The sequence below is a fragment of the Helicobacter pylori genome (assembly GCA_008032955.1).
Classification (GTDB): domain Bacteria; phylum Campylobacterota; class Campylobacteria; order Campylobacterales; family Helicobacteraceae; genus Helicobacter; species Helicobacter pylori_DC.
This window is the reverse complement of the sequence record CP032046.1, coordinates 1,409,817-1,431,893: the sequence shown is the minus strand read 5'-3', so window position 1 is coordinate 1,431,893 and position 22,077 is coordinate 1,409,817. Positions and strand designations below refer to the sequence as shown.

The following is a 22,077-nucleotide window of genomic DNA, read 5'->3' as shown; positions in this document are numbered from 1 at the left end:
GGATTTTGGTGTTTTTAGACAGACGTTTGATTGTGATGGTTACGGACTCTAAAGGGAGCCGTTACATTAATGTTCATATCTTATTCCGTCAAATTGGCCTATATGTGCTTTTGAGCGTTATGGGATCTTTATTGTTTTTAGGCATTTCGCTACTGGTTTTAAATCAAGAGATTAAAAACATTGACAAGCAGCATGCTTTAATCACTAAGGAATTTGAGAAAAAAAAAGAGACGAATGAAAAGCTTTCCTTGCAAATGGATGAATTTTTAGACGATTTGCAACTCTCAGGGGAGCGCATCAACGATTTAGAAGAAGTGGTGGGAGTGAATAGGCCTGAAGAAGAAAAAGAAGAGGGTAATTTTTCCAGCCGCTTGGATGTCGCTGGGATTACCGGGCTTCAAAAAAGCTTTATCATGCGCCTTATCCCTAATGACTACCCGCTAGAATCCTATCGGCGCGTTTCAGCCGCCTTTAATAAAAGAATCCACCCTATTTTGCATGTGCTGCACAACCATACCGGGCTTGATTTAAGCACCGCTATTAACACCCCTGTGTATGCAAGTGCGAGCGGGGTAGTAGGGTTAGCGAGCAAGGGGTGGAATGGGGGGTATGGGAATTTGATTAAAGTTTTCCACCCTTTTGGTTTTAAAACCTACTACGCCCATTTGAATAAAATCGTCGTAAAAACGGGCGAATTTGTCAAAAAAGGGCAGTTGATTGGGTATAGTGGTAATACAGGGATGAGCACAGGGCCGCATTTGCATTATGAAGTGCGGTTTTTAAATCAGCCCATAAACCCCATGAGTTTCACCAAATGGAACATGAAAGATTTTGAAGAAGTTTTCAATAAAGAAAGGAGCATCAGATGGCAATCTTTGATAACAATAATAAATCGGCTAATGCAAAAACAGGACCAGCGACTATCATCGCTCAAGGCACAAAAATAAAGGGAGAGCTTCATTTAGATTACCATTTGCACATAGATGGCGAATTAGAAGGGGTGGTGCATTCTAAAAGCACGGTGGTGATCGGGCAAACCGGCTCGGTAGTGGGTGAGATTTTCGCTAATAAATTAGTAGTCAATGGCAAATTTACTGGCACGGTGGAAGCGGAAGTGGTAGAAATCATGCCTTTAGGACGCCTTGATGGTAAGATCTCTAGCCAAGAGCTTGTGGTGGAAAGGAAAGGGATTTTGATTGGGGAGACTCGCCCTAAAAACCTTCAAGGGGGCGCGTTGTTGATCAATGAGCAAGAAAAGAAAATTGAAAATAAATAGGGAATGATCCAATCTAGCCTTTATAAAGCCTTAAATGAAGGCTTTGATTATCAAATACTCGCTTGTAAGGATTTTAAAGAATCCAAGCTCGCTAAAGAAGTCATAAACTATTTTAAGCCAAATACCAAAGCCGTTCTTTTCCCGGAGTTTAGGGCTAAAAAAAACGACGATTTGCGTTCGTTTTTTGAAGAATTTTTACAGCTTTTAGGGGGTTTAAGGGAGTTTTATCAGGCCTTAGAAAACAAGCAAGAAACTATCATCATTGCCCCTATTAGCGCTTTATTACACCCTTTACCCAAAAAAGAACTTTTAGAGAGCTTTAAAATCACTCTTTTAGAAAAATATAACCTTAAGGATTTGAAAGACAAGCTCTTTTATTATGGTTATGAAATTTTAGACTTAGTGGAAGTGGAAGGCGAAGCGAGCTTTAGGGGGATATTGTGGATATTTATGCGCCCAATTCTAAAGCGTATCGCTTGAGTTTTTTTGACACGGAGTGTGAGAGCATTAAGGAATTGGATCCCACCACTCAAATGAGCCTTAAAGAAGATTTGTTAGAAATTGAAATCCCTCCCACGCTTTTTAGTTTGGACGAATCATCTTATAAGGATCTAAAAACAAAAGTGGAACAAAGCCCCTTAAATAGCTTTTCTAAAGATTTGACCAGTTTTGGTTTGTGGTTTTTAGGGGAAAAAGCAAACGATTTGTTGCATGCCTATAAAAGCGTTATAAGCCCTAGAGCTTTAGAAGAAATTCAAGAATTAGCGAGCTTAAACGAATTAAATTATGAGCGTTTCAAATTTTTAAAGGTTTTAGAAAACGCGCAAGGCTATGAAGATTTGGAAATCCATGCGCATGCCCTAGAAGGCTTTATCGCTTTGCATTCGCACCATAAAATCACGCTCCTAGCCCCTAATAAAACGATTTTAGACAACGCGATAAGCGCGCTTGAAAAAAGCAATATTGAATGCGTCATCGCCCCCTTTGTGTTAAACTTTAAAACCCCTGATGGGATTTTTATCTCGCTCAATTCCTTTGAAAGGAAGAAAAAACGCCAAAAATCCAAGCTCGCTTTGAACGAATTGAATCCGGGCGAATGGGTGGTGCATGATGATTATGGGGTGGGCGTGTTTTCTCAATTAGTCCAGCACAGCGTTTTAGGGAGCAAGAGGGATTTTTTAGAAATCGCTTATTTGGGCGAAGACAAACTGCTATTGCCGGTAGAAAATTTGCATCTAATCGCTCGTTATGTGGCGCAAAGCGATAGCGTGCCAATTAAAGACCGGTTAGGGAAAGGGAGTTTTCTCAAACTGAAAGCTAAAGTCAGGACTAAGCTTTTAGAGATTGCAGGCAAGATCATTGAACTAGCGGCTGAACGCAATTTAATTTTGGGTAAAAAGATGGACACGCATTTAGCGGAGTTGGAAGTCTTTAAATCGCATGCGGGGTTTGAATACACCAGCGATCAAGAAAAGGCTATCGCTGAAATTTCAAAGGATTTAAGCTCTCACAGGGTGATGGATAGACTTTTGAGTGGGGATGTGGGTTTTGGGAAAACAGAAGTGGCGATGCATGCGATTTTTTGCGCGTTTTTGAACGGCTTTCAAAGCGCACTAGTTGTGCCTACTACTTTATTAGCGCACCAGCATTTTGAGACTTTAAGGGTGCGTTTTGAAAATTTTGGCGTTAAAGTGGCTCGTTTGGATCGGTATGCGAGCGAAAAAAACAAGCTTTTAAAGGCGGTGGAATTAGGGCTAGTTGATGTTCTTGTAGGCACGCATGCGATTTTAGGCGCGAAATTTAAAAACTTGGGCTTGGTGGTGGTGGATGAAGAGCATAAATTTGGCGTGAAACAAAAAGAAGCTTTAAAAGAATTGAGTAAAAGCGTGCATTTTTTAAGCATGTCCGCTACGCCTATCCCACGCACTTTAAACATGGCGCTCTCTCAAATTAAGGGCATTAGCTCTTTAAAAACCCCGCCCACAGACAGAAAGCCCAGCCGCACTTTTTTGAAAGAAAAGAATGACGAACTCTTAAAAGAGATTATTCATAGAGAATTACGCCGTAACGGGCAAATTTTTTACATCCATAACCACATCGCTAGCATTTCAAAAGTCAAAACCAAGCTAGAAAATTTAATCCCTAAACTCAAAATCGCTATTTTGCATTCCCAGATTAACGCTAATAAGAGCGAAGAAATCATGCTAGAGTTTGCTAAGGGGAACTATCAGGTTTTATTATGCACTTCTATTGTGGAATCAGGGATTCATTTGCCTAACGCTAACACAATCATTATTGATAACGCACAAAATTTCGGCCTGGCTGATTTGCACCAATTAAGAGGGCGTGTGGGGAGAGGCAAAAAAGAAGGCTTTTGTTATTTCCTCATAGAAGATCAAAAAAGTTTGAATGAACAGGCTTTAAAACGCTTGCTCGCTCTAGAAAAAAATTCGTATTTGGGCAGTGGGGAGAGTATCGCCTATCATGATTTAGAAATCAGGGGGGGCGGGAATTTGCTTGGGCAAGATCAGAGCGGGCATATTAAAAATATCGGTTATGCACTCTATACGCGCATGCTTGAAGACGCGATTTATGAATTGAGTGGGGGGAAGAAAAGGCTTGAAAAAAGCGTAGAAATCCAACTTGGCGTGAGCGCTTTTTTAAACCCTGAACTCATTGCAAGCGATAGTTTGAGACTGGATTTATACCGCCGTTTGAGTTTGTGTGAAAATACAGATGAGGTGGGGCAAATCCATGAAGAAATAGAAGACAGGTTTGGCAAAATAGACGATTTGAGCGCTCAATTTTTGCAAATCATTACGCTTAAAATCTTAGCCAACCAGCTTGGCATCCTTAAACTTTCTAATTTCAATCAAAACATCACCCTTACTTATAGCGATGAACATAAAGAAAGCCTGAAAGCCCCAAGCAAAGACGATAACGATATTTTAGAAACCCTTTTGAAACATTTGCGCGCTCAAATTTCTTTAAAACGGCGTTAAAAGCGTTTGATTTTAGCCTCAATTTTGTTATTTTAAAAAGATTATTAAGAGAGTTTGTGTAAAATAGGGATTTGCTATGCCTTTAGTCGTTAAAAGGTAATTATCATTAAGGAGTTTTTTAATCATGGCAGATATTCAAAGGCGTGATTTTTTAGGAATGAGCCTTGCTAGCGTTACAGCTATAGGGGCGATAGCGAGTCTGGTAGCGATGAAAAAGACTTGGGATCCGCTCCCAAGCGTTGTTTCAGCCGGTTTTACGACCATAGATGTGGCGAATATGCAAGAAGGGCAGTTTTCCACCGTGGAATGGCGTGGGAAACCGGTCTATATCCTCAAGCGTTCTAAAAAAGAGGGCTTTAATGAAAAGCGCGATTTTAAAATTGGCGAGAGCGTTTTTACCACAGCCATTCAAATTTGCACGCATTTAGGGTGTATCCCCACTTATCAAGATGAAGAAAAAGGCTTTTTATGCCCATGCCATGGGGGTCGTTTCACGGCTGATGGCGTGAATATTGCCGGCACACCCCCTCCACGCCCTTTTGATATTCCGCCTTTTAAAATTGAAGGCACTAAAATCACTTTTGGTGAAGCCGGGGCTGAATACAAGAAAATGATGGCTAAAGCGTAAGGAGAGTTCCATGGCAGAGATAAAAAAAGCGAAGAATTTAGGCGAATGGCTGGACATGCGTCTTGGCACTAACAAGCTTGTTAAAGTGCTAATGACAGAATATTGGATCCCTAAAAACATCAATTTCTTATGGGCGATGGGGGTGATTTTATTAACCCTTTTTGGCGTGCTTGTAGTCTCAGGGATTTTCTTGCTCATGTATTACAAGCCTGATGCGAAAATGGCGTTTGATAGCGTGAATTTCACGATCATGCAAGAAGTGGCTTATGGCTGGCTTTGGCGCCACATGCATGCCACGGCAGCGAGCATGATTTTTGTCATCATTTATATCCACATGTTTGTCGGCATCTATTATGGCTCTTACAAAAAGGGCCGTGAGATGATTTGGATTAGCGGGATGATTTTGTTTGTGGTCTTTAGCGCGGAAGCCTTTAGCGGGTATATGTTGCCTTGGGGGCAGATGAGCTATTGGGCCGCAGCGGTTATCACTAATCTGTTTGGAGGCATTCCTTTCATTGGGGCTGATGTGGTGGAGTGGATTAGGGGCAATTATGTCGTGGCGGATTCCACTTTAACGCGCTTTTTCATGCTCCATGTGTTTTTGCTGCCCATTGCGATCATTCTACTTGTTGGGGTGCATTTTTACTCTTTGCGCATCCCGCACGTCAATAACCAAGAAGGCGAAGAAATTGACTTTGAATTAGAAGAGAAAAAATTCATTGAAGGCAAGAAAAAAGAATCCAAAGTCATTCCTTTTTGGCCGGTGTTCTTGTCTAAAGATATTTTTGTGGTTTGCGCGTTCATGGTCTTTTTCTTTTACTTGGTGTGTTACCACTATGATTTTGCGATGGATCCCATTAACTTTGAAAGGGCTAACAGCCTTAAAACGCCGCCTCACATTTACCCTGAATGGTATTTCTTATGGAGCTATGAAGTCTTAAGAGGCTTTTTCTTTAGCGCTGATTTAGGGCTAATGGCCTTTGGCGTGGCGCAAGTGATTTTCTTCTTACTGCCCTTTTTGGACAGAAGCCCAGTCGTCGCTCCCGCGCACAAACGGCCAGCGTTTATGGTGTGGTTTTGGCTTTTAATCATTGACATGATTGTTTTAACGATCTATGGTAAATTGCCTCCGCTTGGGATCGGTAAATACATCGGCTTATTTGGTTCAATCACTTTCCTAGCCCTTTTCTTTGTGGTGTTGCCCATTATCACTATCGCTGAGAGCAAGAAACAAGGGGGTGTTAGATGAAAGAATTTAAAATTCTAATCATCCTTATTGTGGTGATAGGCGTGATTTATTATGGGGTTGAGCCTTATGCGCATTCGGTGATGCACCCTAAAGTCGCTCCGGCGGATTTTACTTTCAAGGATTTAGAGCCGATTGATTTAAAAAATGGCGACGCTAATAAGGGCAAACAGCTTGTAGCCGAAAATTGCACCGCTTGCCATGGCATTAAATCCCAAAACATTCCAGCCCCTATGGACAGCCTTAGCGCGAGCAACTCTTTTGGGGTTGTGCCACCGGATTTAAGCCATGTGGCGGGGGTTTTGAACGCGAATTTCTTAGCCCACTTCATCAAAGATCCGGTGAAAACGGCGAAATTGAGCCACAAATTCAACGATGAAAGGCCCTATCCTATGCCGGCGTTTTCTCAATTTAGCGATCAAGATTTGAGCGATATTGTGGCGTATCTCACTTCTATTTTGCCTAAAAATTTGAGCGATAAGGAAGTGTTTGCGCAAAGTTGTCAAAGGTGCCATAGCCTGGATTACGCTAAAGACAAGGCCTTTAGCGATCCTAAAGATTTGGCCAATTATTTAGGCTCTCATGCGCCTGATTTGTCCATGATGATTAGGGCTAAGGGCGAACATGGCTTGAACGTTTTCATCAACGATCCGCAAAAGCTTTTGCCTGGCACGGCTATGCCTAGAGTGGGATTGAATGAAAAAGCTCAAAAACAAGTCATTTCTTATTTGGAAAAAGCGGGCGATAGGAAAAAGCATGAAAGGAATACCTTAGGGATCAAAATCATGATTTTCTTTGCGGTGCTGTCGTTCTTGGCTTACGCGTGGAAAAGAAAAGTTTGGAGCGAAGTGCATTGAATTAAAAAAGGGGGGAGAGCATGTAAGGGGCTTTTTCTATGAGACTGATCATCAATTTCTTTACACTAAAAATAAACTTGTATTTTACAAGAAATAAATGGGTGCAAATATGCTAATGAGCAAGCGTTTTCAAAAATTTCAAGACATTCTGCTCTCTTAAAATGTGGTTTCGCGAAAAGAAGCTTTCAATCTGGTGGTGGTTAGAAAATTCCTTTTTATGCTCATAAGCTTTTCTGATGTAGGGGGCAAAAGGGTTTTCTAAATCCTTTAAGGCGTTTTTCAAACTTTCTTCATCTTTATCTAAAGTATCAAAATACTTGAGCAAGACCTCTCTGGTTTCATAACTCAAAATATCTGAGCCTTTAAAAAAAGTGATGTTTGCATTAGCGACTCCATACACATAAATCGCATTGGGTTTAGGCAGGTTTGAATTCCACATGGGGCGAGATGTTTGAAGATTTTTTTCACCCTTATCGTTTTTAGAAAACTTGATTTCAATCCCCACCACATCATCAAAAATAAAAACCAAAAAATCAGGGTAATTTTGTGAGCCAAAAGGTTGGTACAAAAAATGGCTTGTAAGCTTTGAAAAAGGGTTTTTAAGGGTTTCTGGGTGATTTTTCTCTAAAACTTGCTTTTTGAGTTGGTTAAAAGTGGTTTTGATTTCCTTGTTAGGCTTTTCTTCAATATGGCTTAATCCTTCTATTAAATCGCCGTTGATTCCGCTAAAGTGTTTTTTTAACTCATTCCTAAATTTGTTTTCAAACCGCTCCCCTGTGCTAGAACTTGCAAAAAACTTTCTTTTATTGGTAATTTCTTGAAACACTTTTTCAAGCATGCATTTCCTTTAATTTGCAATATTCTTCCACAAAATCATAAGTAGAAAACCCTAAAACTTGCGTGTTTTTATGAGCGAGTTTGTTAAAATCAATTTTATGGATAACCCTTAAAGCTTCTTTGGAGTGGGCTTTAATAAAAAAATATTGTCGGTTTTTAATCAGTAAATTTGCATTGGTGATCTTTTCGTTGTAATCATAAAAGCCTTGCCTTACCACCGCAAAATCCCATTGGTATTTTTCTTTGTTGAAATATTTTAGGGTGTGTGGTGTGTTGTTATGAATGTAAGTAATAAAGTCACTATGGCGGATTTTAGGGGGTGCAATGATGCGTTCGTCTTTAAGATTTAGGGCGATATTTTTATGCATATAGATTTGAAAAACGCATTTCACATCATAGGGTCGTTCATTAAAAATAAAAGCGTTTTTCTCTAAATCAGCGTTTAAAACCAATTTTGCACGCTTATCAATGTGTTTTTGAACAGAATAGCGTTTGAATAAATTGGGCAAAATAAACGCTGTAATAGGCGCTTCGTTTAAAGATTTGTTTAAAAAATTTAAGGCTAATTTCCCTCTATGCCCAAAAGGAGGGTTGCCAATAATAATACGCTTTTTGTTAAACTCAATCAATTCCAACAAATAATCTTTTTTTTGAATGCCTTGAGCTTTAGGGGCAATATCAAGGGCGTCCCAATCGGCAATCCCTAATCCTTTTAACGCATCAACAAAGCTCCCACTCCCTGCACTTGGCTCTAAAAAATGGAACGCGTTTAAGTCCAGCCCCAAATTTTGATGGATGAGATCTTTTAATAAATCCAAACAAAATCGCGCGATTTTGGGGTGGGTGTAAAAAGCGTCTAAATTCTTTTGCAAGGTAGTATTACTAACCATTTTAATCCCATTTTAGTTGAAATCAAACCCGCCCGCTTCGCCTAAACTCATGCTCTCATAAGCCGCATCCACATAGCTGTTGCGAATCTCGCATTTTAAAACCTTCTCGCATTTCAAGCAACTCGTTACTTGCTTTTCTTCTTGGCATGCTTGCAATTTCAAAAGAGCGTCATTAAAACGCTCTTCATATTCTAATTTTTTAGCGCTATTTTGCATCATTCTCCCTTTAAATATTTTTCTAAAATCTGAGCTTCATGCTGGCTAGCTAAATAGCATTCGCTTTTTTCATGGTAATTTTCTACGCTTTGCTCTAGCAAACGCTTTTTAACCCCTTTATCAAAATAAAACGCTTCCCCTTTAGCTTTTTCAATGATCAAGGCCAAAGGAAAGACTTCAAAAAGCTTTCGCAATTTCTTTTGCGGGTAGGAAAACATTCCGCCTTTTTTAACCAACACATGATGGACATCAGCCACCATAGACCCTGAATATCGTAAGCGGTAATTTTCTGCAAAAAACTCTTCTAAAGCCTTTTTTAAGCCCAAAGAAAAATCCTTTTGATTGCCTCCGCTAGCGACGATTTTACCCTTATTTTCTAAAACGATGGTTTCTATAAAATGGAACTTGTTTTGATAAAAAGCGTAACGATAAACCTTGTCTAAAGCCACCACTAATTCTATTTTATGCCCAAAAACCACATAAAGGCTTGCAACTAAATTTTGCGCCTTATAATCCTTTTCATAAACCCCTATAATCGTGCCTACTAAGAAATTCGCCTCCATGACTGAACTCCCGTCTAAGGGGTCATAAGCGATCAAATAAGAGCCGTTTTCTTTAGTAACAGGCGTTTCTTTTTCTTCGCTAAAAACGCTTTTGATGTTTTCTAAACTCAAAAAATTTTCTTCTAAAAATTTGTCTAGGGCTAAATCCGCTTTAATAGGCGTATCCCCGCTGCTGTTTTCTAACTTAGTGTAACTCCCAGCGTCCGGCTTTTCTAAAATTTCTTGGGCTTTTTTAACCCCTTTTTCTAAAAGACTGATGATTTCTATAACGATGTTTGCATGCTTGCCTTTAAAATGTTTGTAATCCATAAAAACCCTTTTATGATTTGATTAAAGATGCTAATATTTTACTTGAAAACATTGGAAATAGGGAAGTATTTTGAAAGTAGCTCCGAGCCTTTTGAGCGCTGATTTTATGCATTTAGCCAAAGAGATAGAGAGCGTGAGTAACGCTGATTTTTTGCATGTGGATGTGATGGATGGGCATTATGTGCCTAATTTAACGATGGGGCCTGTGGTTTTAGAGAATGTTACCCAAATAAGCAAAGTGCCTTTAGACGTGCATTTAATGGTAGAAAATGCGAGCTTTTTTGTGGGATTGTTCGCTCCTTTAAACCCGCAAATCATCAGCATTCATGCAGAAAATGAAAAGCACCCCCACAGGGTGTTGCAACTCATTAAAAATCTAGGTATCACGCCAGGCATTGTCCTAAACCCCCACACGCATGAAGAAAGTATTAAATACTTGCTAGAAAGCGTGGGGCTAGTGCTTTTAATGAGCGTGAATCCGGGCTTTGGTGGGCAGAAGTTTTTAGATCTGGTGCTAGAAAAGTGCCTGAAAGTCAAGGAATTGATCAAACGCTACAACCCTAGCTGCCTTTTAGAAGTGGATGGGGGCGTGAATGATAAAAATATCTTTGAACTCCAGCAAGCGGGCGTGGATGTGGTGGTTTCAGGGAGTTATATTTTTAAATCCAAAGATCGTAAGCTGGCTATTGAAGGCTTACAGAATGCCAATAAACCTCTTGCATAAAGATATTCAAGCCCTAATCGCTCGCTTAAAGCGCCAGGATTTAAGCTTGGGCATGCTAGAAAAATCGCTCTCTCGCCTTATTTATGATGAAATCAATTTGGAATATTTAAAAGCGTGCGGGCTTAATTTCATAGAAACGAGCGAAAATTTAATCACGCTCAAAAACCTTAAAACCCCCCTTAAAGATGAGGTTCTTTCCTTTATTGATTTAGAGACCACCGGCTCTTGCCCCATAAAACATGAGATTTTAGAAATCGGGGCCGTGCAAGTGAAGGGGGGGGAAATTATCAATCGTTTTGAAACCCTTGTGAAAGTCAAAAGCGTTCCTGATTATATCGCTGAGCTTACAGGCATCACTTATGAAGACACCCTAAACGCCCCAAGCGTGCATGAAGCTTTGCAAGAATTGCGGCTTTTTTTAGGCAATAGCGTGTTTGTGGCCCACAACGCTAATTTTGATTACAACTTTTTGGGGCGTTATTTTGTGGAGAAATTGCATTGCCCTTTATTGAATTTAAAGCTTTGCACTTTGGATTTATCCAAACGCGCTATTTTGTCCATGCGTTATTCTTTGAGCTTTTTAAAAGAGCTTTTAGGGTTTGGTATAGAAGTCAGCCACAGAGCCTATGCGGACGCTTTAGCGAGCTATAAGCTCTTTGAAATATGCCTGTTAAACTTGCCCAGCTACATCAAAACCACAATGGATTTGATTGATTTTTCCAAATGCGCTAACACTTTGATCAAAAGACCCCCAAGAGCCAGACACCAAGAGACTCCGCCGCCGTTTTCTCTTTTTGAGAGGACAAAGGGCTCGTTCAATATCATAAAAGCGACCAGTTAAACGAAAGCTGTTTAATGGGGCTTGGTTAGGGGCGAAATTTAAGCATATCCATTTGATACTTTTGGATATTGCCTAATATTTTGATTTTGTCTGTTACTTCGCACTCATCGTATATCTTTTTGTATTCTTGTATAACATTGACTTCATCATTGTTTTTATTTTTCATGCTCATAGTATCATCATCACCATACTCCTCATCGTCTTCTATGGTATCATCGTCTGCCCTTACCATGCATGCATCATCTTTAGCTTTTTCTTTATCACGCAAGGCATCGTCTCGTTCTTTGTCTCGTTTAGCTCTATCGTCATCTTCATAAAGCTCGTCTTTGTTAGGGCTGGCTTTATCTTTAGCGATTTCTTTGTCAAGCTTATCGGCTTTTTTGTCATCGTCTTTTTCATAACGGCTTTCACTCTCATCGGCTTTGACTTTTTTGTCTGCCTCCACTCGTGCGAGGTTTTCTTTGTCTTTTTCAATATCTTTTTTGATCGCTTCACTCATGGCTTGTTTATCTTTATCCAATGTTTCTAATGGTTGGCTCATTTGTGTGTCCTTTGTATCAATTTCGCTATGTTTTAACTCATCGCTGTCTTGCTTGTCTTTTTCAATTTCGGCTTTTAGATTTTCTTTTTCATCTTGTCTTTCCTTTGCTTCATTTTTGTCTTTGATATTATAATCAAAAAAGTTCGGTATGCCTTTGTTTAGGTAACGATAATCATCTACTAAACATGGGCTTATGTTTTTTTCTTGTAACGCTTGTTTCATTTTGCTATCCTTTAAGTCTAGTATGTTTAATTTGGAATTGTTAATGGAGTTTCGGTTTTTTTTATCCCTAAAGAGCGTTTTATAGTCAACTTTAGAGAGTCTTTGCTATATGCTTTTAAAGTTAGTTATAGCTTCCATTAATATAGGTTCTACAATATCATAAATATAATAGTAAGTCAACATAAAAAATATTTTTATTGTTTAAATTATTTTAATAGCAGAAAAAAAGTATAAATATAATAATTAAGTAAAACCTACATCAAGTTCTACTTAAACCAAATTAAAAAAATCCATTTAAGTTATCTTAACCCTTTAGTTTAACCCTACCCCACAATATCCAACAAATGCTCTTCATGCCACAATTCAATTTCTTCTTCTTCCAAGCCAAACGCCTTAGCCCTTTGGCTGTTTGGATAGCGGTTTTTGGAACCTTCTTTAGGATCTTTATCGCTAATGGCTTGCATGTTTTCTAACGCCCTTGTTTCTTGGGCTAATTCAAGCTTGCTTTGAAAGCTTTGTGCTAAATCCAACATATCACTTCTTGCACCCTGTTGGATAGCAGAATTTAAAGGAGCGTTTTGGTTGATATAAGTTACATTGCCTAAAGCTGAAACACCCATGCTAACCTCCTTAAGTGTTTAAGTGTCCTTTAGACTAATAGTTCGGTATTTTGAGTAAATGACATTAGCTCCTTTGATGATTTTGATAAATTTTCGTTGCGTGTAGTCAATTTCGTAACTATTAAACACATCTTTTTGCATTTTAATCAACATTTTGGCTAATTCCATAATGACCTCATCTTTGGGCGCGTTCTTTTGGCAAAAAACGATCAAATGCGATCCAGGAATATTTCTTACATGCATCCACAAATCATTCGCTCTTGCGTCTTGTAAAAGCTTGATATTCTCTTTTTGGTTTTTCCCTAAACCGATTTTAAAATCCTTATAATACAGCACTTCATACCCGCTCATCGGGCGTTTGATTTTAGAATTTTTAGAGGGCATAAACATCTCTAAAACGCTTTCTTCTTGCGCTCCTTTAACATAGTTGATTTGATTTTCTTTAAAAGCGATTTTTTCTTTTAAATTCTCTTCTTCTAAATGCAAAAATTGCGATTTTTGTTTCTTTTTCTTGCTGAGAGTGAATTTTTTATTGATAAAGGCGTTTAAGGGCATGCTCTTATCAATTTCAATCGCGCATTCCTTATCTTCAAAATCCTTTAAAACCACGCAGCTTTCATTCCTATGGATTAAATGCTGGTAAGTGAGCAATAACGAGGCTTGAGTTTGCAATTCTTTCGCTTCCAATTGTAAGTTTTTAGGATCTTCTAGTTTTTCTAATTTTTCTTTCAAGCGTTCTTTTTGGGTATTTAATCGCTTGATGATTTGATTTTTCTTGTGTTCTAATTCTTTATGCTGATAGGATAAAAAATCTTTTTCTAAAATGTCTAACAATCCCTTAAAATCCAAATCCTCTTCTTGATGCTCGTAAATATTAGGAGGCAATGCCCCTAAAATATCGTTTTTAGCGACCCTGTCATTAAAACGAAAGGCTTCTATCACGCATTTTTCTTGATCTAAAATCATGAGGTTGGCTTTTTTAGGGATCATTTCTAAACGCAAAATAAAATTTTCACTCTTATAAGCCAAATCTTTAGCGCCCTTGATTTCTAAAATCCGATCGTTATCAATGACGTTTGCTTGTAAAATTTTGGCGTTTTTAGTGAATTTATTCAAACAAAAATCTAACGCTAAAGTGTTTTTTAAAACGCTCTCTGGGGGTTTTTTGGACAAACCAATATAAGGCGCATTCAAATCCACAACAAAGGCGTGTTTTTCTTTAGAAAAAGTCTCTAATAAAAAGCCAGACGCGTTCAAGCGTTTGAGGTTAAAATGCGTTTGAGTGTTTAAAAATTCGCTGAATTTCTTTAAAAGAAAAAATTTCATCATCACACCTTTAATTTTTCCTTAGCGAAAGAAATCGCGCTCTCTATATTCTCGCTCCCCCCTATCATGCGCGCGATTTCTAAAACCCTTTCTTCGTTATTAAGGGTTTTTGCAAGGCTTTTGTGGTTTTCTTTAAACACCAAAATATGGTTTTTAGCAACGGCTGGGATATGGACTTGGTGTGAAATGGCAAAGATTTGCGAATGGCTGCTTAAGGTTTCAAGGGCTTTAGAGACCGCCAAACTCTCTTCACCGCTCAAATTGGAATCCATTTCATCTAACACCAACACGCCTTTAAAATCCTTTAAAAACTCCATTTCTAAAAGCATGAACGCCAGCCTCAAACGGCTGTATTCTCCAGAACTTAAAGTCTCTAATTGGGAATTTTGTAAATTCAAAACGAGTTTTTGAGCGCCTTTTTCGCTCATGGGGGCTTCTTCTAAGATCAAACTAGGGCTTTTTAGGAGCAAATCTTTCGCTTTAGTGCTTAAAAGAGCGTTAAAACCGGCTAAATACTCTTTTCTAAAGCCGCTTATTTCTTCGCACAATTTCAAGCATTCGGCTTTTAACCGCTCTATTTCTTTGTGGTAAGTTTCGCAATGATGGTCAATTTCTTTTAGGTTATGCAATTCGTTTTTAACATGCCCTAAGCGTTCTTTAGCATGTGCAATGCTCCCGTAATCCTTAATGATCCCACTTAGCATGCCAAGCCTTTCTAACACCTTTTCAATATCCAAACGCTCGCACTCTTCTAATTTAGCCTGCTCTTTTTCTAACAGAGCGCTCGCCTCTAATAAAGCGCTTTTTAAAAATTCAGTGCTATGGCCCACACTCTCTAAAGCATGCGTGATTTTGTGGGTATTTTCTAGCACCTCTAACGCTAAAGCGATCTTATCGTTCAATTTTTCCTTACTAGAGAGCAATTTTTTTTGCTCTAAAAGGCGTTCGTATTCATCTTCTTTTAAATCCAATCTCTCCAATTTCATTTTTTCAAAATTCAATCGTTCTTCTAAATCCTTTTGGAAACGCTTTTTATCCTCTAATAACCGCCTTTCTTTTTCTAGCTTCTCTAATCGGGTGAATTTTTCTTCAAGCGCGTCTAAAAGGGGGCTAAACGCCTTGTTTTCGTTTTTAATATAGCCATCTAATAAGGAGAGCATTAAAATATCATTGAGTTCATTCTGGCTGAATCTGTCGTTAGATAAGCGTTTGATCAGACCTTTTAATAACGCTTTGAGCGTGTTTTTAGACAGGCTCGTTTGGTTTAAAAAATAGCGCGTTTTTTCTTTTTTAATCACGCTGATGACTAAGGGTTCATGCTCATCTTCTCTAAAAATGCCGTATTCTTCCGTGTCTAAAAAAGGCGCAATCAATTCCACTTCAATGCTTGAAGCGTTGCTCTCTTTAAGCCCAAACGCCCCTAAAAGGCTCGCAATAAGAACGCTTTTTCCCACCCCACTAGCCCCACTAATCGCGCTCAAGCCGTCTTTAAACTCTAGATCCAGCTTTTCAAAAACAGCGTTTTGACGCACTTTTAAGCGTGTGATTTGAGCGTTATTGAAATCTCGCATGTTTTTTACCCTTTTATCTTTTTTTGCTAGGGCTTTCCCCCCATAATAGCTTTTCTTTAAGCACTTTAAAATAATCCCTTGAATTTTTTTGCAAGAGCTTGGTGGTCGTGGGGCTTTTTTGAATGTATAGGGGTTTGTTGGCTTTCAAATCATAGGTGACTTGCCCATCAATGACCACAAGAGCGTCCTCATGAGTGCAAAAATTCAAGCAAAATTCTGCTCCTAACACTAAAGGGCGTTGCGTTAAAGAAAAATCGCACAAGGGCGTTAAAATATAGCTCTGGCTTAAGGCATGCACAATAGGCCCATGAGCGCTCAAATTATAAGCGGTTGAGCCTAAGGGCGTGGCAATGATAAGCCCATCGCCTTTATAGGTGTTAAAGGGCGTATGGCCCGCATAAGCTTTGATGTCTAAAACCCCTAAAGCTTTTTTTTTGGCGATCACGATTTCATTGATCGCATAAAAAGAGATTTTTCCAATACGGCCCTCTAAAGCCAGATGCTCTTCTAATTTGATCCTGTTTTGCTTGAGATCTTGTAAGAAATCTTTCAGACCGTTCAATTCAACCGCGCTCAAAAACCCTAAATTCCCAATTCTCACCCCAAAACATGGCTTATTGTAAGAATGCGTCATTCTTAACGCCCCTAAAATCGTGCCATCGCCCCCTAAACACAAAAACGCATAGGCTTTTTCTATCAATCGTTCATCTTCTGCTCCATCAAGGCCATCAATCATAAAGCTTTCAAACCCTTCATCTTCTAAAAGCTTTAAAACCCATTCTTTAGCTCGCTCTAGCTTTTCAAAAAGAGGGTTTTGATAATGGGTGGGCCGCACAAACACGCCGATAGCTTGATGTGAATCTTTCATGCGTATATTGTAGCTTAAAGCTTGAAACAAAATTTTAAAAAAAAGGGTTTTAGCCGCTTTTTATCATCTTATGTGAAATTCATAAGGAGTTTTTATTTTTATTAATGTTTCATTCTTTAATCGTTTTTAATTGTTTTTTGGGTATTCTTTTTAAGAATGTAAGCATTATGTTAAGGAATTATACATGAAGAGATTTTTTTCTAAACCTTTGTTAGCTTTGGTTGTTTCTACAAATGCACTACTAGCTATGGATGGTAATGGCGTTTTTTTAGGGGCGGGTTATTTGCAAGGACAAGCCCAAATGCATGCGGATATTAATTCTCAAAAACAAGCCACTAACGCTACTATCAAGGGTTTTGATGCGCTTTTAGGGTATCAATTTTTCTTTGAAAAACACTTTGGCTTGCGCCTTTATGGGTTTTTTGACTACGCCCATGCCAATTCTATTAGGCTTAAAAACCCCAACTATAACAGCGAAGCGGCGCAAATAGCGGGTCAAATTCTTGGGAAACAAGAAATCAATCGTTTAACAAATATTGCCGATCCCAAAACCTTTGAGCCAAACATGCTCACTTATGGGGGGCTATGGATGTGATGGTCAATGTCATCAATAACGGCATCATGAGTTTGGGGGCTTTTGGTGGGGTGCAATTAGCCGGCAATTCATGGCTTATGGCGACGCCGAGCTTTGAGGGTATTTTAGTGGAGCAAGCTTTGGTGAGCAAAAAAGCCACTTCTTTCCAATTTTTATTCAATGTGGGGGCTCGCTTAAGGATCTTAAAGCATTCTAGCATTGAAGCGGGCGTGAAATTCCCCATGCTAAAGAAAAACCCCTATATCACCGCAAAAAATCTGGATATAGGGTTTAGGCGCGTGTATTCATGGTATGTGAATTATGTGTTCACTTTCTAGGGGCGCGTCCCTAGAGCTCAAGTGCGCTCTCAATGATGCTCATCAAGTCTTTTCCTCTTTTTTCTAAGCTTTTGGGCGTCCATTCTGTGTAATGGAGTGCAATATCTATGGTCATCTTATAGCAAGTCATCACTCTAAAAGTTTTCTTTTTGTTTAACCTGATTTCTTCTCCCATGCAGATTTTCTTTTTATCTTTGAAATCCAAATTTGAAGCTTGAGAGTTTTTCTCGCCCCCTAAAAGCGTGAGATTGGCTAAAGAATGCGTGTAGCGCTCCCTTTCTTCTTCGCTAAAGTCTTTAACCCATTGGCTTGAGAGAGTGGGTTTTTGGGGCAAAATATGTTCAACATGAAAATCGTTCTTTTCAATGCGTTTAGGTCTAGGATCATCGCTCATGAAATATTCCACTAAAATGAGAACGGGCTTGAGCCATGAATTTTTTGAATTCCTTTTGTGTTGTTCATACAAATGCTCATCTTTTAGTTTTCCTCTAAAATTTTGTGTTATTTTATTTTTATCTAAATATTGTTTTACAATAGAGATAATATCATCAATGTTTTTCTTTTCCTTTAGGGCTTTAATAATGTTGCAATTAGTTTGTTTTTTAGGCTCTTTTTGCTCTACAACCCAATGTTGGTAATAAAACTTGACTAACAATTCCTTTAAAGCCTCCATCTCGCTTTGGCTATAGCGGTGCAATATGCTAGTGCACAGAATAACGCGCCAAAAATCAGAAGCTAGATAAGAAAGCAAATGGGCGTGTCGGTCTTGCATTTCTAACACCTCACAATAAGCGTTGTAAAAATCTTCTACGCCCTTAAGGTATTCTAATGGGGTTTTATTAAGATTTTCAAATCAAGTAACGAGCCTTTTTTCCATTTTTTCTTTAGAAGTTACCGGATTGAGATAGGTTAAATACCAGCTAAACAATATTTCTGCGGCGTTCTTCTCTCGCTTGTTCTCTTTTCTCTTTGGAAATTTTGACTTATTATCCAAGCATTTTTGACGCAAGGCATTCCACCGAGACACAAACTCTTCTTGATCCTTTTCTTTAGCGAGTTTTTTTAGCAACTCCACCTCAAAAACATCTATCGCATGCAAGGGCAAACCCCTAGCATTTAAAACACTAAAAATCCTTAACGCTTTGTCTGCATCAGGGCAAGTGATGGTGATGAATACGACCTTAAAATACAGCCACTCAATGAAATCGTTAATGTCTTCAATCTCTTTTTTCTTGAGATAGTTTTTTAAACAAATCGCATTTTTTAGGTAATTATTCTTATTGTTGCTTACAGGAGCATCATTGAAAGAAGTTAAGGCGTATTGAAAATCTTTTTTAGAATTAAACCCTATAGCGTTAAAATTCAACCGATCTTTTTTCCCATACCTACCATTCAAGCTCTCTTGCAAATAGTCTTTGCTCTCTTCGGTTAAACGCTCAGAATAAAGGGTGGCCAAAACTTTTGCAAGCAGAATGAAAGTGCTTAAGCGTTGCTGGCCATCCACAACATCATAGGTTTTGGCTTTAGAATCGTCGCTGATTGCAATTAAGACTAATGAGCCGCAAAAATAATCGCTTTCTCTGTCGTCTTCATAATTAAAAAACAAATCGTCTAAAAGCTTTTCGCAGTTTTCTTCTGTCCATTGGTAAGGGCGTTGGTAGATGGGGATTTGATAGTAGAGTTCGTCTTTTAAAATATCTCTTAAGTGAGAATCTTTTCTTTCAATTTCTGCCACAAAAACCCCTTGTATTGTTTTGGGATAGATTATAACATTAAAAAGTGTTTTTTTTTTTTTTGAAATATTTCCACACATGAAGACGCATGGTTTATCGCCATGCCCTTTTTTACAACTTATTTTTAAAGCTCCTTTAAAACCTCTAAAGGCGATTTGAACGCTAGATTGAAAGCTTTAGCGATGCCTTCTTGGGTGATATAGCCGTTATAAGCACTCAAGCCTCCAAGCGTGTTTGCTACGATTTTAGTGTTGGCTTTTAAAAAGCCCTTCAAGCCATGCTCTAAATAATACAACAAATACGGCGCACTCGCATGGCTATAAGCTACAGAGCTTGTTTTAGCAACAATCCCTGGCATGTTCGGCACGCCATAATGCAACAAATCCTCTTCCACATACACCGGGTTAGAATGGCTTGTCTGGTGTATGGTTTCTATGCACCCCCCTAAATCGCAAGCCACATCTATCACTACCCCTTGTTTTTGCATGCATTTTAAATGCCTTCTTAAGATCACTTTAGGGGTTTGGCTCGCTGTAACTAGCACCGCTCCCACTAGCCCCACCGCCCCACTTAAAGCCTGAATGATATTGGCTTCATTCACGCTTAAAACTTCTAAATCATACAAATGGTAATAGGGGTGGTTTTGCAATTTAGCGTAGTCTAATTCTAAAATCGTTACTTTAGCCCCCATTTGGCTCAACACTTTCGCGCTCTCCATGCCAACCACACCGCCTCCAACTACGACGATTTTAGCCCTTTGTGCGCCCGATAACCCCCCAAGCATGACCCCCTTACCCATAAAGCCCTTAACATGCTCTAAAGCCAGCAAATAATGCTGGATCAAATGCGCAGCCAACCTCCCAGCCACCACGCTCATAGGCGCTAAAATAGGGTAGTCGTTTTTAGGCCCGGCAATGGTTTCAGTGCAAATGGAAGTGATTTTTTTATTTATAAACATTTCGCACAAGCTTTTTTGATACGCTAGATCCAAATAACTAAACAGCACGGCTTTTTCTTTCAACAAAGGGTATTCATGCTCTAAAGGCTCTTTGCATTTGACCACCAAATCCTGCCCCCACGCTGTTTTAGTATCCACGATTTTAGCCCCCACGCTTTCATACGCTTCGTTACTATAACCGCTATTAGCACCGGCTTGATTTTCCACTAAAACCCCCACGCCCTTTTGAATGATTAGTGCCACATCATCAGGCACCAAAGCCACTCGTGATTCTAAATCCATGCTTTCTTTGACTAGCCCAATAGTCATGTTAATCCTTTAAATAGTAGTGTCAGTTATGATTATACTCACTCCATTAAACGATTGGGTATCTTTCTTTTAAAAAGCTAAATAGTATTACTCTTTTACACAATAAAATTAATTTTGTTTGTTATTCATTTGCTTACTATTTTGTAATTGTTGGTTGGGATTTAAAATAGGATTTACTTAACGATTAAAGGATGCGTTTATGAAAGACAACACGACTTTAAGCAGGGACATTGGCTTCAACCAATTGATGATGATCGCTTTAGGGGGGACGATTGGCACCGGGCTTTTTGTGGGCACAGGGGGGAATATCGCTAGCGCGGGCCCTTTAGCCACGCTTTTAGCGTATTTGATTGGAGGGATTATTATCTATTCTATTGTTTTATCTTTAGGGGAATTAGCGAGCGTGTATCCCACTACAGGGAGTTTTGGGGATTATGCGAGCCGTTTTATTAACCCAAGCACAGGGTATATGGTCTTTTGGATGTATTGGCTGAGTTGGGTTTTAACCGTGGCCGTGGAATACATCGCCATAGGCTTGCTTATGCAACGATGGTTCCCAACTATTCCTGTGTATGTGTGGGTCATTGCATGCATTGCACTTTTATTTTTATTGAATTTCTTTTCGGTTAAAATTTTTGCCACAGGCGAATTTTTGCTCAGCACCATCAAGGTTTTAGCGGTTTTTGTGTTCATTGTGCTTGGGTGCATTGGCATTGTTTATTCGTTTTATTTGTATGGTTTTGAAGGCGTGTTTGCTAATTTCTATTTTAATGGGGAGACTCAAGGGTTAGAAAAAGGCTTTTTCCCTAAAGGCGTGGGGGCGTTCTTTGGGGCGATTTTAGCGGTGATTTTTGCTTACACGGGCACAGAGATTATCGGCGTTGCGGCAGGAGAAACTAAAGACGCAAAAAAAGTCATGCCTAAAGCGATTAAGGCGACTTTATGGCGGATCGTGTTTTTCTTTTTAGGGGCGGTGTTTGTGGTATCGGTGTTTTTGCCCATGACGGATAGTGGTTTGACGCAAAGCCCTTTTGTGAGCGCTTTAGAAAAGATCCCCTTACCCTTTTTGGGCGTGGGTATCCCTTATGCGGCAAATATTATGAATTTTGTCATTGTCACCGCGATTTTATCCACCGCTAATTCTGGGCTATACGCTTCAGGGAGGATGATTTATGGCTTAAGCCAAAAAAAGATGTTTTTCCCCCTTTTTGCTAAACTTAACGCCTCTGGCACGCCCACTTATGCTTTGTATTTATCTTTAGGGGTTACACTTATTGGCATGCTCACCGAAGCGTTTGCACCAGAAAAAATCATGGCAAGTTTGATCAATGTGGTGAGTTTTATGGTGATTATTGTATGGATTAGTATCAGCGTAGCGCAATACCGCTTCAGGAAAGAGTATCTGGCTTTGGGAAAATCCTTAAAAGATCTACCTTATAAAGCCCCTCTTAATCCCTTGATCCAAATTATTGGCATCAGCGGGTGTTTGGTGGGTCTTATAGGGGCGTATATGGATGCAAATGAACGCATTGGAGGGTATCTCACGCTAGTGTTTATGGGGCTTTGCTATGGGGCGTATTATTTGAGTAAGGACAAATGGGGTTATCAGCAAGAAAAAGGAATTTAAA

General features: G+C 39.1%; 17 protein-coding genes and 4 pseudogenes. 11 read left to right on the top strand and 10 right to left on the bottom strand.

What is annotated here, in order from left to right; translation table 11 throughout:
* Positions 1 to 8: 8 nt before the first annotated feature.
* The 6 genes and pseudogenes from D2C72_06975 to D2C72_06950 all read left to right on the top strand — a co-directional run bounded on the left by D2C72_06975 (position 9) and on the right by D2C72_06950 (position 7,009).
* Complete coding sequence (locus D2C72_06975; GenBank protein ID QEF43977.1) at positions 9 to 947, top strand: M23 family peptidase; 939 nt, start codon at positions 9 to 11, stop codon at positions 945 to 947.
* A complete protein-coding gene (locus tag D2C72_06970; GenBank protein QEF43976.1) occupies positions 866 to 1,276 on the top strand; it encodes a polymer-forming cytoskeletal family protein in 411 nt (136 codons plus the stop codon). Before D2C72_06975 ends, D2C72_06970 begins: the two co-directional genes overlap by 82 nt.
* Positions 1,277 to 1,279: 3 nt before the next feature.
* A pseudogene (gene mfd, locus D2C72_06965) lies at positions 1,280 to 4,278 on the top strand (transcription-repair coupling factor).
* A gap of 124 nt (positions 4,279 to 4,402) precedes the next feature.
* Positions 4,403 to 4,906, top strand: a complete 504-nt coding sequence (gene petA, locus D2C72_06960; protein QEF43975.1) for a ubiquinol-cytochrome c reductase iron-sulfur subunit — start codon at positions 4,403 to 4,405, stop codon at positions 4,904 to 4,906.
* A gap of 10 nt (positions 4,907 to 4,916) precedes the next feature.
* Positions 4,917 to 6,155 carry a cytochrome bc complex cytochrome b subunit gene (locus D2C72_06955; protein ID QEF43974.1) on the top strand — a complete coding sequence of 413 codons (1,239 nt, stop codon included), beginning with the start codon at positions 4,917 to 4,919 and terminating at the stop codon, positions 6,153 to 6,155.
* Positions 6,152 to 7,009: a cytochrome c1 gene (locus D2C72_06950; protein QEF43973.1), complete on the top strand. Its 858-nt coding sequence runs from the start codon at positions 6,152 to 6,154 to the stop codon at positions 7,007 to 7,009. The genes D2C72_06955 and D2C72_06950 overlap by 4 nt, the downstream gene beginning before the upstream one ends.
* 112 nt (positions 7,010 to 7,121) lie before the next feature.
* Here D2C72_06950 and D2C72_06945 read toward each other — a convergent pair whose 3' ends face one another.
* A complete protein-coding gene (locus D2C72_06945; GenBank protein QEF43972.1) occupies positions 7,122 to 7,847 on the bottom strand; it encodes a type II restriction endonuclease in 726 nt (241 codons plus the stop codon).
* A gap of 804 nt (positions 7,848 to 8,651) precedes the next feature.
* Here D2C72_06945 and D2C72_06940 point away from each other — a divergent pair.
* Positions 8,652 to 8,723, top strand: a pseudogene (locus D2C72_06940) (restriction endonuclease subunit S).
* 25 nt (positions 8,724 to 8,748) lie between these two features.
* Here D2C72_06940 and D2C72_06935 read toward each other — a convergent pair.
* Both D2C72_06935 and D2C72_06930 read right to left on the bottom strand, forming a co-directional pair.
* On the bottom strand, positions 8,749 to 8,955 hold the full coding sequence (locus D2C72_06935) for a hypothetical protein (protein ID QEF43971.1): 207 nt from the start codon (positions 8,953 to 8,955) through the stop codon (positions 8,749 to 8,751).
* Positions 8,952 to 9,824 carry a class 1 fructose-bisphosphatase gene (locus D2C72_06930; protein QEF43970.1) on the bottom strand — a complete coding sequence of 291 codons (873 nt, stop codon included), beginning with the start codon at positions 9,822 to 9,824 and terminating at the stop codon, positions 8,952 to 8,954. The genes D2C72_06935 and D2C72_06930 overlap by 4 nt, the downstream gene beginning before the upstream one ends.
* A gap of 70 nt (positions 9,825 to 9,894) precedes the next feature.
* Between D2C72_06930 and rpe the strand changes: the two genes are divergently transcribed.
* The gene (gene rpe / locus D2C72_06925; GenBank protein ID QEF43969.1) at positions 9,895 to 10,548 is read left to right on the top strand and encodes a ribulose-phosphate 3-epimerase; all 654 of its coding nucleotides are present in this window, start codon (positions 9,895 to 9,897) and stop codon (positions 10,546 to 10,548) included.
* Entirely contained in the window at positions 10,526 to 11,389 is an 864-nt protein-coding gene (locus tag D2C72_06920; GenBank protein QEF43968.1) for a 3'-5' exonuclease, read from the top strand. The genes rpe and D2C72_06920 overlap by 23 nt, the downstream gene beginning before the upstream one ends.
* Positions 11,390 to 11,414: 25 nt before the next feature.
* Here the strand turns inward: D2C72_06920 and D2C72_06915 are convergent, their stop codons facing one another.
* The 5 genes from D2C72_06915 to D2C72_06895 all read right to left on the bottom strand — a co-directional run bounded on the left by D2C72_06915 (position 11,415) and on the right by D2C72_06895 (position 16,537).
* Positions 11,415 to 11,930: a prohead core protein gene (locus D2C72_06915; GenBank protein ID QEF44202.1), complete on the bottom strand. Its 516-nt coding sequence runs from the start codon at positions 11,928 to 11,930 to the stop codon at positions 11,415 to 11,417.
* 545 nt (positions 11,931 to 12,475) lie between these two features.
* Entirely contained in the window at positions 12,476 to 12,772 is a 297-nt protein-coding gene (locus D2C72_06910) for a hypothetical protein (GenBank protein QEF43967.1), read from the bottom strand.
* Positions 12,773 to 12,790: 18 nt separating this feature from the next.
* Positions 12,791 to 14,098, bottom strand: coding sequence for a fibronectin-binding domain-containing protein (locus D2C72_06905; protein QEF43966.1), 1,308 nt, complete (start codon positions 14,096 to 14,098; stop codon positions 12,791 to 12,793).
* A 2-nt stretch (positions 14,099 to 14,100) separates the two neighbouring features.
* Positions 14,101 to 15,669: a DNA repair protein RecN gene (locus D2C72_06900; protein ID QEF43965.1), complete on the bottom strand. Its 1,569-nt coding sequence runs from the start codon at positions 15,667 to 15,669 to the stop codon at positions 14,101 to 14,103.
* A 13-nt stretch (positions 15,670 to 15,682) separates the two neighbouring features.
* On the bottom strand, positions 15,683 to 16,537 hold the full coding sequence (locus tag D2C72_06895; protein ID QEF44201.1) for an NAD(+)/NADH kinase: 855 nt from the start codon (positions 16,535 to 16,537) through the stop codon (positions 15,683 to 15,685).
* A gap of 184 nt (positions 16,538 to 16,721) precedes the next feature.
* Here D2C72_06895 and D2C72_06890 point away from each other — a divergent pair.
* Positions 16,722 to 17,449: pseudogene (locus D2C72_06890) on the top strand (outer membrane protein).
* 10 nt (positions 17,450 to 17,459) lie between these two features.
* On the opposite strand, the pseudogene D2C72_06885 reads toward D2C72_06890, so the two are convergent.
* Positions 17,460 to 19,184: pseudogene (locus D2C72_06885) on the bottom strand (DUF262 domain-containing protein).
* Positions 19,185 to 19,306: 122 nt separating this feature from the next.
* Entirely contained in the window at positions 19,307 to 20,449 is a 1,143-nt protein-coding gene (locus tag D2C72_06880) for an alanine dehydrogenase (protein QEF43964.1), read from the bottom strand.
* Positions 20,450 to 20,648: 199 nt separating this feature from the next.
* On the opposite strand from D2C72_06880, the gene D2C72_06875 reads away from it, so the two are divergent.
* Positions 20,649 to 22,076, top strand: coding sequence for an amino acid permease (locus tag D2C72_06875; GenBank protein QEF43963.1), 1,428 nt, complete (start codon positions 20,649 to 20,651; stop codon positions 22,074 to 22,076).
* Position 22,077 lies beyond the last annotated feature (1 nt).